Annotated in this window: 16 protein-coding genes; 12 read left to right on the top strand and 4 right to left on the bottom strand. The window is 39.1% G+C overall.

What is annotated here, in order from left to right; genetic code table 11:
* Position 1 precedes the first annotated feature (1 nt).
* From ileS to PARC_RS12625, 11 genes are all read left to right on the top strand, one after another.
* Entirely contained in the window at positions 2-2,830 is a 2,829-nt protein-coding gene (gene ileS / locus PARC_RS12675) for an isoleucine--tRNA ligase (RefSeq protein ID WP_010555109.1), read from the top strand.
* A gap of 12 nt (positions 2,831-2,842) precedes the next feature.
* Positions 2,843-3,343: a signal peptidase II gene (gene lspA, locus PARC_RS12670; protein ID WP_007376920.1), complete on the top strand. Its 501-nt coding sequence runs from the start codon at positions 2,843-2,845 to the stop codon at positions 3,341-3,343.
* A complete protein-coding gene (fkpB, locus tag PARC_RS12665) occupies positions 3,340-3,780 on the top strand; it encodes an FKBP-type peptidyl-prolyl cis-trans isomerase (protein WP_002958231.1) in 441 nt (146 codons plus the stop codon). Before lspA ends, fkpB begins: the two co-directional genes overlap by 4 nt.
* Entirely contained in the window at positions 3,780-4,709 is a 930-nt protein-coding gene (gene ispH, locus PARC_RS12660; RefSeq protein ID WP_007581370.1) for a 4-hydroxy-3-methylbut-2-enyl diphosphate reductase, read from the top strand. Before fkpB ends, ispH begins: the two co-directional genes overlap by 1 nt.
* Before the next feature lie 39 nt (positions 4,710-4,748).
* Positions 4,749-5,783, top strand: coding sequence for a sensor histidine kinase (locus PARC_RS12655; RefSeq protein ID WP_010555108.1), 1,035 nt, complete (start codon positions 4,749-4,751; stop codon positions 5,781-5,783).
* A complete protein-coding gene (locus PARC_RS12650; protein WP_010555107.1) occupies positions 5,780-6,481 on the top strand; it encodes a LytR/AlgR family response regulator transcription factor in 702 nt (233 codons plus the stop codon). The genes PARC_RS12655 and PARC_RS12650 overlap by 4 nt, the downstream gene beginning before the upstream one ends.
* Before the next feature lie 186 nt (positions 6,482-6,667).
* Positions 6,668-7,267, top strand: a complete 600-nt coding sequence (pilV, locus tag PARC_RS12645; protein WP_010555106.1) for a type IV pilus modification protein PilV — start codon at positions 6,668-6,670, stop codon at positions 7,265-7,267.
* 1 nt (position 7,268) lies between these two features.
* Entirely contained in the window at positions 7,269-8,303 is a 1,035-nt protein-coding gene (locus PARC_RS12640) for a PilW family protein (RefSeq protein ID WP_010555105.1), read from the top strand.
* Positions 8,291-8,815, top strand: a complete 525-nt coding sequence (locus PARC_RS12635) for a pilus assembly PilX family protein (protein WP_010555104.1) — start codon at positions 8,291-8,293, stop codon at positions 8,813-8,815. Before PARC_RS12640 ends, PARC_RS12635 begins: the two co-directional genes overlap by 13 nt.
* Before the next feature lies 1 nt (position 8,816).
* Entirely contained in the window at positions 8,817-12,056 is a 3,240-nt protein-coding gene (locus PARC_RS12630) for a pilus assembly protein (protein ID WP_010555103.1), read from the top strand.
* A 10-nt stretch (positions 12,057-12,066) separates the two neighbouring features.
* Entirely contained in the window at positions 12,067-12,489 is a 423-nt protein-coding gene (locus PARC_RS12625; RefSeq protein ID WP_010555102.1) for a type IV pilin protein, read from the top strand.
* 1 nt (position 12,490) lies between these two features.
* Here PARC_RS12625 and PARC_RS12620 read toward each other — a convergent pair whose 3' ends face one another.
* Entirely contained in the window at positions 12,491-13,021 is a 531-nt protein-coding gene (locus PARC_RS12620) for a GspH/FimT family pseudopilin (RefSeq protein ID WP_010555101.1), read from the bottom strand.
* 79 nt (positions 13,022-13,100) lie between these two features.
* Complete coding sequence (locus tag PARC_RS12615; protein WP_010555100.1) at positions 13,101-13,652, bottom strand: GspH/FimT family pseudopilin; 552 nt, start codon at positions 13,650-13,652, stop codon at positions 13,101-13,103.
* A gap of 159 nt (positions 13,653-13,811) precedes the next feature.
* On the opposite strand from PARC_RS12615, the gene glnB reads away from it, so the two are divergent.
* Positions 13,812-14,150: a nitrogen regulatory protein P-II gene (gene glnB, locus PARC_RS12610; RefSeq protein WP_002962211.1), complete on the top strand. Its 339-nt coding sequence runs from the start codon at positions 13,812-13,814 to the stop codon at positions 14,148-14,150.
* Positions 14,151-14,197: 47 nt separating this feature from the next.
* Here the strand turns inward: glnB and PARC_RS12605 are convergent, their stop codons facing one another.
* The gene (locus PARC_RS12605) at positions 14,198-15,571 is read right to left on the bottom strand and encodes an IS4 family transposase (protein ID WP_096058041.1); all 1,374 of its coding nucleotides are present in this window, start codon (positions 15,569-15,571) and stop codon (positions 14,198-14,200) included.
* Positions 15,572-15,712: 141 nt separating this feature from the next.
* Positions 15,713-16,150, bottom strand: a complete 438-nt coding sequence (locus PARC_RS12600; RefSeq protein ID WP_004335148.1) for a group II truncated hemoglobin — start codon at positions 16,148-16,150, stop codon at positions 15,713-15,715.
* Between the last annotated feature and the right edge of the window lie 32 nt (positions 16,151-16,182).

The raw sequence follows: 16,182 nt of genomic DNA, 5'->3' as shown, positions 1-16,182 counted from the left end.
AATGAGCGACTATAAACATACTTTGAACTTACCGGAAACACCGTTTCCAATGCGTGGCAATTTGGCACAACGTGAACCAAAAATGCTTAAAGCATGGTATGAAGACGACCTGTACGGTCAAATTCGCAGCGCTAAGAAAGGTAAAAAGACCTTTATTTTGCATGACGGCCCTCCGTATGCAAATGGCGATATCCATTTAGGCCACTCAGTTAATAAAATATTAAAAGACATTATTGTTAAGTCTAAAACATTATCTGACTTTGATTCACCATTAGTCCCAGGTTGGGATTGTCATGGTTTACCAATCGAGTTAATGGTTGAAAAAAAAGTAGGCAAGCCGGGCGTAAAAGTAACCGCGAGCGAGTTTCGTGAAAAATGCCGTGCATACGCTAAAAAACAAGTTGAAGGTCAAAAAGTTGATTTTAAACGTTTAGGCGTATTTGCAGATTGGGATAAGCCTTACTTAACAATGAACTTTGACTTTGAAGCGAATGCAATTCGTGTACTTGGTCGTATTATTGAAAAAGGTCATTTGCATAAAGGTGCTAAGCCTGTGCATTGGTGTACAGATTGTGGTTCTGCATTAGCAGAAGCTGAAGTTGAGTACCAAGATAAGCAATCACCAGCGATTGATGTACGTTTTACATTTGTTGATCAAGATGCTGTTGTTAGTGCATTTGATTTGGCTGATGGTCACAAGGGTGAAGGCAGTGTTGGTACTGTTATTTGGACAACCACACCGTGGACGCTTCCAGCAAACCGCGCAGTAGCTGTGCATGCCGATTTAGAATATGCATTGGTGCAGGTTGAAGATGAAGGCGTACAACAACGTCTAATTTTAGGCTCTGAGCTTGTTAAAGATGCAATGGACCGCTTTGGTTTTAATCACTTCCACGTATTAGGTTATGTAAAAGGTGCTGCACTTGAAAACTTACAAGTAGCCCATCCTTTTTATGATTTTAATGTACCCGTGATTGTTGCAGAACACGTAACGACTGACTCAGGTACCGGTGTTGTACATACAGCACCAGGGCATGGTCAAGAAGATTTCGTGGCTGGTTTAAATTACAACCTTGAAGTAGCTAACCCTGTTGGCGCTAATGGCGTTTATTTACCAGATACTGAACTTTTTGCAGGTCAGCATGTATTTAAAGCAAATGCGAGCGTAATTGAAGTATTAAAAGAGCACGGTGCATTAATGCATCATCATGCTATAACTCATAGTTACCCACATTGTTGGCGCCATAAAACACCAATTATTTTCCGTGCTACACCACAATGGTTTGTAAGTATGGATCAGGCTAACTTGCGTGAAGATTCTTTAAAAGAAATTAAAAACACGCAGTGGTTGCCAGAGTGGGGCGAAAGCCGTATTTCGAACATGGTTGAAAGCCGCCCAGATTGGTGTATATCTCGCCAACGTACTTGGGGTGTGCCAATTGCATTGTTTGCAGATAAAGATACCGGTGCACTTCATCCAAATACTCAAGAACTCATTGAGCAAGCTGCACAGCTAGTTGAAAAATCTGGTATTCAGGCATGGTACGATTTAGAACCAGCTACATTACTTGGTGAAGAAGATGCCAAGCAGTACATGAAAGTGCAAGATACGCTAGATGTATGGTTTGACTCAGGTGTTTCACACGCATGTGTTGTAGACGCACGTGAAGACTTGGTTGGTCCAGCTGATTTATACCTTGAAGGTTCTGATCAACACCGTGGCTGGTTTATGTCATCAATGATGACATCAGTGGCTATTAATGGTCATGCGCCATACCGCCAAGTATTGACTCATGGTTTTACTGTTGATGAAAACGGCCGCAAGATGTCTAAGTCACTAGGTAATGTTATTTCACCACAAAATGTGATGAATAAACTAGGTGCCGACATTCTACGTTTATGGGTTGCCTCTACCGATTACACGGCAGAAATGACTGTGTCGGATGAAATATTTAAACGCTCTGCCGATCGCTACCGCCGTATTCGTAACACTAGCCGTTACTTACTAGCTAACCTAAATGGTTTTGATCCAAAAACTGATCAAGTTGCTGTTGATGATATGGTTGAGCTTGATAAGTGGATTGTTGGTCGTGCTGCTCAGTTGCAAGACGAAATTTTAGCCGCATACGATAGCTACCAAATGCTATTAGTAACGCAAAAGCTAATGAACTTCTGTACGGGTGAGCTTGGTTCGTTCTATTTAGACGTTATTAAAGATCGTCAGTACACAGCTAAGAGTGACAGCCATGCACGTCGTTCTTGTCAAACAGCGCTTTATCATATTGCAGAAGCAATGACGCGTTGGATGGCACCTATTATGAGCTTTACCGCACAAGAAATTTGGGAAGCTTTACCGGGTGAGCGTAGTGACTACGTATTTACATCTGTTTGGTATGATGGCTTACAAGCACCAACAAATAGCAAATTTAGTAACGATGACTGGTTAGAAATTCTAACAGTACGCGACGAAGTAAACCGCTTATTAGAAGCTGCACGTAAAGAAGAAGTCATTGGTGCAACGCTTCAAGCAACGGTTAATTTATTTACGGGTAAAGAGCTTGCCGCTAAATTAAATGCGCTTGGTGATGAACTGCGTTTTGTATTATTAACATCGGCCGTAAATGTTTCTGAAGTTGATAGTCAGCCAGCTGATACACAAGCTACCGAAATTGAAGGTTTATTCATTAGTGTTGCTGCAACAGATGCTGCTAAATGTGAGCGTTGTTGGCATTACAGCGAAGATGTAGGTGTTAACCCTGCTCATCCTGAAATTTGTGGTCGTTGTGTAAGTAATGTTGACGGCGAAGGCGAAAAGCGTCAATTCGCTTAGGAGTTATTCTTAGTGAGCAAACTAGCCCAAAAAAGTGGTTTAGTGTGGCTTTGGTTGAGTCTATTACTATTAGTAATAGACTTTGCCAGTAAAACACTTGTTGTAGGGACTATGGCTTATCAAGAGTCGATAAACTTACTCCCTGTTTTTAGTATTACTTATGTGCATAACTATGGTGCTGCTTATAGCTTTTTAAGTGAAGCGGGTGGTTGGCAGCGTTGGTTTTTAAGTGCGATTGCTATTGCTATTAGTGCTTTACTTGTGTGGTGGCTAAAACGCTTACCTGCAACAAACAAAGTACTATGCGGTGCTTATGCACTGGTACTTGCAGGCGCTATTGGTAATTTATACGATCGTATTGCGTATGGTTATGTAATCGACTTTATTCACGTATTTTATAAAGACTCACATTTTCCTGTATTCAATATTGCTGATTGCGCTATTTGCATTGGCGCAGCATTATTGTTATTTGATGCCTTTACCGGCGAGAGTCCGAAGGAGCATAAAGCATGAGCCAAGCTGTAATTGGTGAAAACTCGCAAGTTATTTTTCATTTTTCTATTAAATTAGAAGATGGCTCTGCCGCTGATTCTACCAAGGTGCACAACAAACCTGCTAAATTAACAATGGGCGATGGCAGCTTAACGGCAAACTTCGAAAAGTGTTTATTAGGTTTAACTGCAGGTGAAAGTAAAACGTTTGAATTAGAACCTGAAGATGCGTTTGGTCAGCCAAATCCAGATAATATTTACTACGTTGACCGTAGTAAATTTGGCCCAGAAACACCAGCTAAGGTAGGTGCAATTATTGCGTTTACTCAACCTGACGGTACTGAGCTTCCTGGATTAGTTCGCGAAGTGCAAGGTGAGTCGGTAACGATTGATTTTAATCACCCTTTATCTGGCCAACGTTTAACGTTTGAAGTTGATATTATTGAGGTGGAAGGTTAATGGAAATATTACTAGCTAATCCACGCGGCTTTTGCGCTGGTGTTGACCGTGCTATTAGTATTGTTGAGCGTGCCCTAGATATTTTTGAAAAGCCAATCTATGTTCGCCACGAAGTAGTACACAATCGCTATGTGGTTGATGGATTAAAAAGTCGTGGTGCGGTATTTGTTGAAGAGCTTGATCAAGTACCTGACGACAGCATTGTTATTTTTAGTGCACATGGTGTTTCGCAAGCTGTTCGCTCAGAGGCTAAACGTCGTGATTTAAAAGTATTTGATGCAACGTGTCCGCTTGTAACTAAAGTACATATGGAAGTTACACGTGCGAGTCGTAAAGGTATTGAGTGTATTTTAATTGGACACCATGGCCACCCTGAAGTAGAGGGAACAATGGGACAATATGATAACTCAGCCGGTGGCATTTATCTTGTTGAAACCGTTGATGATGTTGTTGCGCTTAATGTAAAAAATGCTGAAAATCTTTTTTATTGCAGCCAAACAACACTCTCAGTTGATGACACAGCAGATGTTATTGATGCACTACGCAATAAGTTTCCATCAATTGACGGACCTCGTAAAGATGATATTTGTTATGCAACGCAAAATCGTCAAGATGCTGTTCGTGACCTAGCTGATAAAGTTGATGTGCTATTAGTTGTTGGCGCTAAAAATAGCTCTAACTCTAATCGCTTACGTGAACTTGCAGATAAAATGGGCACAGTTGCTTATTTAATTGATGACGCAACTGATGTACAAGAACAGTGGGTTTCAGGCTCTAAATCAGTTGGCGTAACTGCGGGAGCATCTGCGCCAGAAGTACTTGTACAACAAGTAATAAGCCGATTAAAAGAGCTAGGTGGCACACAGGTTGTTGAGAACCCAGGTGAAGTAGAAAATATAGTATTTGCTGTTCCTGTAGAGCTACGTTAATTTAAATATATTAAACATTTAGATTAAAGGAGAGTCGTTATGAGCAAGTCACTTCAAAATGATGGTTTGCTTTTTTCGGCTCTTTTTAATGAGCGAGGCGTATTAGCCACGCTTATTGTTTCTCAAGTTATTGCTATTGTTTTAGCTTTTGCACCTAATGTAGAAGGAGATATTTGGCTACGACTTGGGATCATTAGTTTGTTTATGCATTTAATTGTTTTAGTCGGTACCTCTTCTTTATACTTCTGTAGATTTTTCTTACAAAAACGTACTCAAACTTTTCAATTAAGTCTATTTTTTGCCTTTTTTTTATTATCTACCTGTATTTTTAGTATTTTATTTTCTCATTTTGCTTTTGATATAGATGATACAAATAACCTAATTTATTTCACACTTCGCAATTGCATTATAGTGGCTTTACTGGCGGCTTTATTCGTCCAGTTTTTATTAATTCATTTTGAAAAAGAGCAGCAAACTAAAGCGCTTTCTCGTGCTGAGCTTGATGCCCTACAAGCTAGAATACGTCCTCATTTTTTATATAATAGTTTAAACACCGCTGCAGAGCTTACCCATCATGATGCCGATGCGGCAGAGCAGGCTATTTTAGCATTAGCCGCCTTATCGCAGGCTGCAATGCACTCAGGAAAAAATGTATCTCTTGAAGATGAAATAACGTTGAGTAAGCAATATATCGCACTTGAAACGTGGCGTTTTGGTAATCGCTTAAGAGTTGATTGGCAAATACCTAATGAACTACCCGCATTGAGCATTCCTTGCTTAACCCTGCAGCCATTAATTGAAAATGCGGTATGCCACGGCGTTGAAACAAGTGAGCATGGTGCAGAAATAAAAGTAGAGCTACATATCACTACCGGCTATATAACTATGATTGTTTCCAACCCTATAACAATTTCTAATGCTCAAACTAGGCCTAATAACGGAATGGCACTTGAAAATATTCGCCAGCGATTAAATATTTATTATAAAAATAAAGCACAGCTAACAATTACTAATAAAAATGATGTGTTTAGGGTCAAGGTTGTGATACCTAAACTAATTGAGGGCAGTGTATGAACGTACTCATTGTTGATGATGAACCTCTTGCGAGATCGCGCTTAATCCGTTTGTTAACACACGATAAAAGTATAGTTGTACAAGGTGAGGCAAGTAATGGTAATGAAGCCCTAGTACTTGCTAAAAAGCAAACGCCAGATTTGATTTTTTTAGATGTTGATATGCCAGGTATGAATGGTTTACAAGTTGCTAATGAGCTCAATAGTTTAACTCTACCTCCTGCTATTGTTTTTATAACTGCCCACCCTGAGCACGCCTTCGATGCTTTACAGCTAAGTGCTGCAGGTTATTTAGTTAAACCTATTACAGAGCAATCATTGCAAAAGGTACTTAAGCAAGTCGGGCGTTTAAATAAAGTACATATTCAAAAACAACAAAATGTAAAAATCTCTTATCAGCTAGCTGGCACTCTTCGTAGTGTTGATATAAATGATGTTTTGTATTTTAGTGCCGAAGAAAAGTATACCAAAATGATATTCAGTGGTGGAGAAGCTTTACTGGAGCAAAGCCTAAAGCAATTAGAGCTGCAATATCCCACATATGTTTTGCGAATTCATCGCAATACATTGGTTAATAAACAAAAAGTAATTGCTTTGCATTCAAAAGGGAATAGCAATCATATGATTGAGCTACAAGGGTGCAGTGAGTTATTGCCAGTGAGCCGCCGCGAGCTTAAATTAGTTAAAAATACGCTTTAGGCTTACCTTGCAATTAACCTCTCCCCTGATTTCAATACATTTGAGCCTTAATTATCAACGGTGTTATTAAGTAAATAGATTTAATTAACCGTTTATCAACAAATATAACCGCTTGTCTTAGTCCTCATTGATTCCTCAAATAAATAACATAAACTTATAATCAGATAATTTTTATTTGGTTTTATTATGCAATCACCTCACGTAAAAGTGCAAAGAGGCTTCACTCTGATTGAAGTGCTAATTGCATTTATTATTCTTAGTTTTGGCCTTTTAGGTGCAGTTGCCTTGCAAGCAAAAGCAAAGCAGGCGAGCTTTGACTCTATGCAGCGTGCAGCCGCCGTTGCGCTTGGTACTGATATTGTGCAGCGCATTCGAGCTAACGATACCATTACCTCTATTAAACTTTATGGTTCTTATAACGGCGATAAAGCAATAAAAAGTGATAGCAAGGAGACCGAATCATCAGCTTGCTTTGCTAGTGATAGTGAGTGTGACACTGAGCAGATAGTATCTCTGGACGTGGCACAATGGAAGCGTGCTATCAGCGCACGTAGTACTGAGGATAAATATAGTACCGGCTCCTTAGATGATGCCACCGTGTGTATTAGCCAAACCTCAGCCGCTAATACGGGCGGTAAAGGGTTTAATATTGAAGTCGTTATATCGTGGCAAGGGCGACAAGAGTTTAAAGCAAATACAGATACTGGAAAAGTAGCTTGTGGCGATAAGGCTAATAACAAACGTCGCTTAGTGGTTTTAACCAGCTACATATATGTGAGGAGCTAACATGAAGCAAAAAGGGTTTACTCTTGTAGAAGTTATGATTTCACTATTTATTGGTGGTTTGATTTTAGGTGGCGTTATGTTTACTTTTATTAGTATGAAATTAACCACAAAAGACACAATGGCAATAGGTGAACTCCAAGAGTCAGGACGCTTAGCTATAAATATTATGCAACGTGATATTGAGCAAGTAGGTTTTTGGGGAACTTATTACGATGACTCGTTCACAGCTGTAAATACAACAGTTAGCTCTTTAGCACCCACTAAAGATTGCGTTGGTGCTGATGGAACTAATAACGGAAGTTTTCCAGATTTAACCAGTAGTAGTAATTTTCGTACTATATATGCAGAAACAGCTGAAAGTACAAGTGAATTAAACTGTATAGGTGATGCAACTCAAGGGAGTGATATTCTTCAACTCAAGTTTCTACAAGGTAACTTACAATATGTGCCTACCTATAATGATGATGGCACAATTACTTATGAAAACAAAACAACGGGTAAAGATAATAGCGCAGTCTATTTCTTTATTGCTGAGCAAGAGCAAGCGAAATTTGTAACTGGTGAATATACTCCGACAAACGATAATGTAACTATATGGCCATATACTCATCACGTTTATTATATTTCAGAGCAAGAGTATGAAGTTAATAATAAAAAAATAAAAGTACCTGTATTAAAACGAAAACGATTAGTAAAAGGAAAAATGACCAATGAAACGATAATGGAAGGTGTTGAAAACATGCGTTTTATTTTTGGTCTTGATACTAACAGTGATAGCAAGGTTGACACTTATAAAAGCATTGAAAAAATAGCCTCTTCTGAATGGGAAAACCGTAAAGGTATTTTAACTGTACAAGTGTTTTTACTAGTTAGAGCATTGCAACCAGATCCGGGCTTAAAAATAAAAAATCAAAAATATACCTTAGGTGAAGGTGCAGGTAAACGAGATCTAACTTTTAATGATAATTATAGACGCACTGTTTTTACAACAACTATTCGTTTAAGTAATGTTGGAGGTAATCTATGGAAAATTTAAAGTTGTTACCAAGTAAGCAACAAGGTGTGGTGCTTTTAACCGCATTAATTATGGTGATAGCTGTTACCGGCATTGCAGTTACTCTTATGAGTAGTAGTACAATTGATATTAAAATAACAAATGCCGCACAAGAGCGAGAAGTCGCTGAAAATGAATTAATTGGTGAAGTACAAAAGCTGATTGCAACAGAAGCAAGTCGAGGTGCAGCGAGTGATTTTTTTCTTACCCAGGAAGAGGCTGTAACAATTTTAATAAATAAAAACGATGAAGAATATACAGAAAAAAGGAAAGATATTTCACTGGCTGATAGTGAAATGAAAAGCATAATGACGAACTTAAATAATGGGTTACTAGAACTTAATTGCCCTCGTAGTTATAGTTTTACAGCGGGTGTTTCATGCAACATGGTTCAAGTATCTACTACGATAGAATATGGCTCTAAAAGCAAGCACCAGTTAACTATAGTAACGGGTATAGCTCAAGAGATGGCCAGTACGGGTAAGGGGATTTAAGATGAAATTTAAATTAAATAAAGTACTTACCCCATTATTGGGATTAACGCTCAGTATGTCAGTTGTTGCTGAAGATATAGAGCTGTATGTAAATCACGATGTAGAAACTGATGAAAAACCACGTGTAATGATGATTTTTGATACTTCTGGAAGTATGGCTTGGGATGTTATAGACGGAAAGCAGTGTTATCAATGGGATGGAGGCTCAACAAGTAATCCTCGGTTTTATCAAAGCACATGTTTTGAGAGCTCAGGCTCTCGCGATACAAAAGATTGCTTCAAAAAAGTTAACTCAGGCACCAAGTTAGGTCGATTTTATAATGGACCAACAACAAATGGGTACGATTACAATTACAGTAACAATTACTATGACAATATATGTAATGATAGTCGGCTAAACGTTGCACAGAATGCGATCAAACAGCTGGTCGGTGATAATGATGATATTGACTTTGGATTAATGCGATTTAATGGTGGCTCAGGTGGATATGTACTAGCAGGCGTTGGTGCAGATAAAGCTAATATATTACAAAAAATTAATGATTTACCTGCAAGTGGCGCTACACCAATAACGGAGACGTTATGGGAAGCCTACCGTTACATTACCGGACAGAATCTTGATTTTGCCAGTGGGAATGACGATCGTGATAAAAGTATAGATAACAACAAAACTTATGAATCACCGTTTAAGCAAAAGGATGGTGAACCATTACGTTGTGATAATTCAATCAATGTTATTGTGATGACTGATGGTGATCCTACTAGCGATAGTGGAAGAGATAGCCAAATTGCAGATGTCCATAACGATCTATTTACTGACAATATACCTTTTGACGATGGGTACTACAGCAATAGTTATTTAGTTGCAATGGCGAAAATTTTACATGGAACGTCAGATACACAAGTCGATTTATATACACCAACAAGTGATGTGTTAGATACAGGGCGCCTTTACACCATTGGTTTTGGTACTGGTATGAGTCAAGGAGGGATTGATTTACTCGATAAAGCGGCAAGTGTAGGTGGTGGGCAGTATATAGAAGCAAAAACCGCTGAAGCACTTTCAGAAGCTTTAAAAAATACAATTTCAAGAATTAGAGAAGTAAATGATAGTTTTTCATCGCCATCAGTAGCTAGTAATAATGTAGATCAAACACGTAGCCGCGATGCTATTTATTTCGCGATGTTTTATCCAGAAACCGGTGCTCGCTGGCGTGGCAACCTAAAAAAGCTGAAAGTATCAGGGAGTCAGATTGTTGACTCAAAAGGACTATCGGCACTTGATGAAAATGGTTTAATTGATGAAAATGCGAAAACATTCTGGTTGCCAGATAACGAGCCAGCAGATGGTAATTTAGTTGCTCAAGGCGGTGTGAACCTTCATTTAACGACATTAGATTCCGGTAGCCGTAATTTATACACTGATAAACAGGGAGCTATAGTAGATTTTAATACTTCTGTTGTGAGTGATATTCTCAACTTGGTTGATAACAACCCGCTCAGCTTATCGAGTAATGACGTTAAATGGGCGATGGGTATTGATGTTGATGATGAAGATGGCGATGGGTCTAGCGTTGACCAGCGAAAAGATATTTTTGGTGACCCTCTACACTCTAAACCTGTTGCAATCGATTATGGTAATGATGATGTTCGTATTCTTATTGGTACCAACGCTGGCTTTTTACATATGTTCAAAGATAGTGGTAATACCGTTAGCGAAAGCTGGGCATTCATCCCTTCTGCTTTGTATGACATTATCAAACCTCTTCGTAATAACAAAGACGACACAAAAGTATACGGTATGGATGGTCCTATTAGAGTGTACTTGGGTAATAATGCCTCCGACGATGATGTCGTTTGGGCATTTGCTGGAATGCGCAGAGGCGGTAAAAATTACTACGGACTTGATATAACAAACCCTGATGAAAAGCCTAAAAAATTATGGGATAAACCAATTGAAGGCGGGAAAGGTGATTTTGTAGAGCTTGCACAAACATGGTCTAAACCACAAATAGCCTACATTAAAGCCTTTGGGGATAAACCCTTATTAGTTTTTGGTGCCGGTTATGATACTAAGAAAGATGAAGCGATACGCAGTGAAGATGATATAGGGCGAGGTATCTATATTGTTGAAGCTGAAACCGGTAAAAGAGTATGGGCATTAACACCGGGTATTAATGGCTTTAAAGGTAAACACAGTATTGCGGCTGATATAACGACACTCGACTCGGATTATGATGGATATATAGACCGAATTTATGCGGCAGATACCGGTGGGAATATTTGGCGTGTAGATATGCCAGGTAGTAATAGTGAGGAGTTTAGTCATTATAAATTAGCTGAGCTTGGTAGTAATAAAGCAACTGAAGACAGACGCTTTTTTTACCAGCCACTCGTAGCACGTACAATTTATAGCAAAGTAACTCAAACCACCGGCGAAAAAGGGGAAGTAGTTACCACGCGCTTAGATACACCTTACGATGCAATTGTTATAGGCAGTGGTAACCGTTCTAAACCAACCGGCACCAATGAGAAAAATCAATTGTTTATGATCAGAGATGAAAATACAGTTACCAAATCGTATAAAACTAATGCTCCAGATACTATTGTGCCTACTGATTTGATGCAAATGAATTCAGACCCATTTGGTAATGCGTTAGATGACGTTGATGATTTTGTTGATTTGGAAGTTGATTTGGCTAAACTTAACGGCTGGAGATATGAGCTAGGAACGGGTGAAAAGTCGCTAGCTGCTGCTACAGTTATTGGAGGTGTTGCTTATTTTACAAGTTTCACACCTGCATCAGGTACATCGACTGAAAACCAATGTTCACTAAGTGGTGGTGGTGGGTCTTTATACGCATTTCACCTACATTATGGTACGAAAGTGTATGACGACCTTAAATTTACAACCAGCTATGATGTACCAGATACACCTCAGTTATACTTTGGTGAAGGCCCTTCATGTGTAGATGTTAATGGAGATGGTAAATGCGATGACAACCCAACCGTTGACGTAACACAAGAAAGTCAGTTTTATTTAATAGGGCCTGGTATTAAAGGTAAAGATGCTGAAAACCCAATGAAGCCACCTGAAATAAAGGGTCCTGGTTTAACTATTGTCGATGGTAAGATTCAGTTAGTAAATGACAAGACTCTAGGGTTTGGTTTTAAAACTCAGCAAACTTATATATATAAGCGTGAAGAAAATGATGAAAACATACAGAATGAAGACGATTAAGGAGGTTTGAATGATAAAAAAACAACGTGGGTTTACCTTAATTGAGCTGATGATAGCTGTTGCTATCGTCGGCATACTTGCAGCAATTGCGTTGCCTAATTATACAGAATATGTAAAGCGTGCTTCGCGCGCTGAAGCTGCTGCAGCATTATTAGATGCAGCAAACAAGGAAGAGCAGTATTTTGTTGATAATAGGGAATATACAGAGAAATTTACTGATTTAGGGTTGCAAGACAAAACCGAAAATGGTCATTTTGAATTATCTATTGATGTAGATGATGTCGACAATACATTTACCATTACCGCAAAACCTGTGGCTGGGCCGGTCAAAGGTGATGGTGATTGTAAGCAAATTACAATTACTGATACTGGTTACAAAGGCGCTAAAGGTACTAAAGGTAATTCAGATGTAGAATATTGTTGGGGGCGTTAATCTACTTCTTCTGGCACTTATCAGTTGATTTAATACGGATACGTCCAGTTTGACTTACAGATAAAGCCAATCCTTCGAGATCGGCTTTATCACTATTGGGGCAATATATAAAAGTACCGTTTTGAAAGCCATTTAAAGACCCATCCGGGCGAAAAGTAATGGCGCTACGAGGGTATTCTAAAGTATCAGCTTCATGAACATCCTCGAAAGTACTTAAGAGTAACTCGTCATCATCTAGAGTCGTTGATTTATCTTTGTCGATAAATAGCGACATTTGGCCATCCCACTCATCCTTTGTACATTGACTGTTCTTTAGTGCACAAAGAGTGACATAGGTTCCATTTTCAATAGCGTAAAGTCGCCCGTAATTAATGTTTCTATGCAGAAGGTTTACGTGGTTATCTAAGCGATTATTTGCTAAAAAATCTGGATAAAACCACATTGAAAGTTGACTGATAATACTGATAACGGCCATCGATACCATTAATTCGAGAAGTGTTACCCCCTTAGATTTTAATATTGTTACCCTCATCCTTGAAGTCCTGAGTTATAAAATGTATTAGCTCAGTATAGTAAATGATAAAAATATGACAATATGAATTGTGTTTTTTTTAACCGCAGGTTTTGTCTGTATCGCCAACGTAAAAGGCTGTACCTGACTGTGATACGGTTAATGCTTTATTATTTTCATTAGTACCATTGGGACAAAAAATAAAGTCTCCAGGCTTCGTCGTAATTCTACCACTGGTATTAAAGCGTAAGCGGCGATCGTTACCATCAAACGACAGCTTATCGTTGTCTGATATTTCTTCCATTGCTCTTAGTAATGTATCGGAAGCGTTATTGTAGTTTCCATCATTATCAACATCGATAAATACAACAATAATCTTATTCTCATCCCACTTGGCGTTGCAGTTGAACGTATCTTGTTTGTTTTTAACTTTTCCTTGTCCTGTAGGACATACAACAACTATTTCATCGGTGCTTGCTGCTTGTGATCGGGCATATGCAATGTTTCTTTTTAATTCCAACAAAAAGTTCTCAGCTCTATTTTCTTCTAACATGTTACTGCTATTCCAAAGTGCAATTGAGGCAATAATGCCAACAATAGCCACGGTTACCATGAGTTCTAAAAGAGTGAATCCGTTTTGTTTGTTTTTCATATTAATCTCATTTACTGCTAGTTATCTAAGTATGCTATTTTTATATAATAAATTATATCATGATCGGTTGTTTTATCACCGTAATTCAATCGCTTTGTTTGCTATGAACATCATGATTGTCTAAAATCGAGGCAACTGGAGCTTTCAAAAGTAATTAATATGAAAAAAATAGAAGCAATTATCAAACCTTTTAAGTTAGACGATGTGCGTGAAGCGTTGTCGGATGTAGGTATTACAGGTATGACGGTAAGCGAAGTTAAAGGCTTTGGACGTCAAAAAGGTCACACTGAGTTATATCGTGGCGCAGAGTATATGGTTGATTTTTTACCTAAAGTAAAACTTGATATTGTATTGACTGATGAAGATGTAGACCGTGCAATTGAAGTTATTGTAAAAACGGCACAAACAGGAAAAATCGGTGACGGTAAAATATTTGTCACTGATGTTGAGCGTGTAATACGTATTCGTACTGCTGAGGAAGATGAAGAAGCGATTTAAGATTTTCTTCTACGCAATAAAAAGGTGCTTACTAAGCTGTCTCTTGATCACAAGTCTGACTCAAGAGATTTTGCTAAATCGTAGCCTTCCAGGATGGCTTGTAACTTAAGCCATCCTTGCCATAACACTTTCACAGATGCACGCCCTGTGCGCTTGGTATCTTTCCAGCCTCCTAACTTTGCCAGTTCCTGATACGCCCATGACATATTTGGAGCAGTTTCAGGCAATGGTGTTTTTATTCTCTTTAACCACAATAACTTCCATGCTTTGGGAGATAACAGTTGTTCACAACTTGGAGAATCAGGCTGCTCATTGGTGAACTTTAGTTGCAATATTCGCGTCGCAATAAAGCCATTAATCGTCACCAATCTTTCCATGTTATCTTGGCTTTGAAGGCGTAAACTTTCGATATCCGTACCATCACTTTTCCAGACTTTATGGTATTCCTCTACAAGCCAACGGTGCTCATAGTAGGTGATGATAGCTAAAGCGTCTTCTTTGCTGGTGACTGGTTCACTGGTTAATAGGTGCCAGCTTAAGCCGTTCTCAGCGTTTCCTCGCTCTGCACAGCCGACATAGTAAACTGGGAGGGAGTGTCCTTTCTTATTGTAAGGCGCTTTGAGTGTCACTGGCGCATAGGTGATATCCAGTGTTGCGCTTCGGGCTTTTCTTCCTCCTTTTTGTGCAATGTGGATGTGTTTGGTGCCTGCACTCATCAGCTCGCTTGCAAACGCATAGAGCTTATCCTCACCTTCTTCAATATGACGACTTTGCATCGAGCGTACGACGAATCGTTGCTGCTCGCTCAGTTTATACTGCAAGTATTCGTAGATGTCCGCTTCGCGGTCACACACCGATATCACGTTCGCCATTTGTCCTTGCAGCCGCTCTGCCATCGCTCGTGACGCTGACTCCCACTTGTAACTTTCTTTTTCTTCGTAAGAAGTCGTCGCGTGTTTTTCTCTTTTTCCAATCGTGTTGATATCACGACTCCAGCGAGACTGTTCAATTAATCCCACAACTTGCTTTGTGTCTGGCGCAAACAGTAATACGCTATGAGCTAACAAGCCTCGTTGTTTTGCTCCTCGTCCGACATGACCCAAATCATCTCGAATGGAGGAATGTTTATAAATTAGTGTGGTCGTGTCTTCTAATGCGAGTAATAAGTTATGACTTTTTGCTTGTTCAACCGTGGCTTTAAAGCCTGACTCTGCTATAGCCGTTGCGTCAATATTCTCGTTGCGAATAAAGCGGTAGGCACCTTCCATATCGGCGGGGGATTGAGTGATGTTCACAAGTGGTTTTCCTGGTTCATTTGCAAGCGTTGATGCTAACTTTACCAGACGCGCTGTTCTTCTTGGATCACCTAAGTCCGATTTACCGAATTGTTGTTTTGCCCAATGAGTATGTTCGTTAATCATAATGTGCCCTCAAACAAGATTTGAAGATCTGATCATGACATTGAGATTTAGTTCAAAAAAATCCCCGCTAATTTCTTAGCAGGGATTTGTGTATAAGAGACAGCTAATTAGCGCCTTTTTGCATTGTGGCTAAATACAAATTTAATGCTGATTGATCATGTGCGTTGCTAGTTGAGAGAATGATTGCTTTAAGCCTTCACGTAACAACGGATTGTCTATTTCTATATCCAGCGTTTTATTCATGCAGTACATCCATTGATCGCGCAATGCTTTATCCACAGTAAAAGGCATATGCCTTTTACGCAGCATTGGCTGGCCATGTTTTTCAGTAAATAGGTTTGGCCCGCCTAACCAACCAGATAAAAATTCAAAAAATACTTGGCGAATTCGATCTAATGGCAGAGGATGCATATCATATAACGGTTTAGCGTATTCATCTGACTCCATTATGTCGTAGAATCGGTTGGAAATAGCACGCGCCCCTTTCTCTCCACCTATTATTTCATACGGTGTTTTTTCAGGAGTAGGAGCCTGTTGCTCAGGAGCTGGCTTAGATTTAGAAAAAAGTCGTTTAATCATATTACTTATCATCGTTAATAGGCAGTATATAG

Source organism: Pseudoalteromonas arctica A 37-1-2 (assembly GCF_000238395.3).
Taxonomy (GTDB): domain Bacteria; phylum Pseudomonadota; class Gammaproteobacteria; order Enterobacterales; family Alteromonadaceae; genus Pseudoalteromonas; species Pseudoalteromonas arctica.
The sequence above is the reverse complement of the archived record's forward strand: the minus strand, read 5'-3'. Positions and strand labels throughout refer to the sequence as shown.

Excerpts from the sequence above, each read along its gene's own strand:
- ileS (WP_010555109.1), top strand. The coding sequence starts at position 2 with ATGAGCGACTATAAACATACTTTGAACTTACCGGAAACACCGTTTCCA.
- fkpB (WP_002958231.1), top strand. The coding sequence starts at position 3,340 with ATGAGCCAAGCTGTAATTGGTGAAAACTCGCAAGTTATTTTTCATTTT.
- ispH (WP_007581370.1), top strand. The coding sequence starts at position 3,780 with ATGGAAATATTACTAGCTAATCCACGCGGCTTTTGCGCTGGTGTTGAC.
- PARC_RS12655 (WP_010555108.1), top strand. The coding sequence starts at position 4,749 with ATGAGCAAGTCACTTCAAAATGATGGTTTGCTTTTTTCGGCTCTTTTT.
- PARC_RS12650 (WP_010555107.1), top strand. The coding sequence starts at position 5,780 with ATGAACGTACTCATTGTTGATGATGAACCTCTTGCGAGATCGCGCTTA.
- pilV (WP_010555106.1), top strand. The coding sequence starts at position 6,668 with ATGCAATCACCTCACGTAAAAGTGCAAAGAGGCTTCACTCTGATTGAA.
- PARC_RS12640 (WP_010555105.1), top strand. The coding sequence starts at position 7,269 with ATGAAGCAAAAAGGGTTTACTCTTGTAGAAGTTATGATTTCACTATTT.
- PARC_RS12635 (WP_010555104.1), top strand. The coding sequence starts at position 8,291 with ATGGAAAATTTAAAGTTGTTACCAAGTAAGCAACAAGGTGTGGTGCTT.
- PARC_RS12630 (WP_010555103.1), top strand. The coding sequence starts at position 8,817 with ATGAAATTTAAATTAAATAAAGTACTTACCCCATTATTGGGATTAACG.
- PARC_RS12625 (WP_010555102.1), top strand. The coding sequence starts at position 12,067 with ATGATAAAAAAACAACGTGGGTTTACCTTAATTGAGCTGATGATAGCT.
- PARC_RS12620 (WP_010555101.1), bottom strand. The coding sequence starts at position 13,021 with ATGAGGGTAACAATATTAAAATCTAAGGGGGTAACACTTCTCGAATTA.
- PARC_RS12615 (WP_010555100.1), bottom strand. The coding sequence starts at position 13,652 with ATGAAAAACAAACAAAACGGATTCACTCTTTTAGAACTCATGGTAACC.
- glnB (WP_002962211.1), top strand. The coding sequence starts at position 13,812 with ATGAAAAAAATAGAAGCAATTATCAAACCTTTTAAGTTAGACGATGTG.
- PARC_RS12605 (WP_096058041.1), bottom strand. The coding sequence starts at position 15,571 with ATGATTAACGAACATACTCATTGGGCAAAACAACAATTCGGTAAATCG.
- PARC_RS12600 (WP_004335148.1), bottom strand. The coding sequence starts at position 16,150 with ATGATTAAACGACTTTTTTCTAAATCTAAGCCAGCTCCTGAGCAACAG.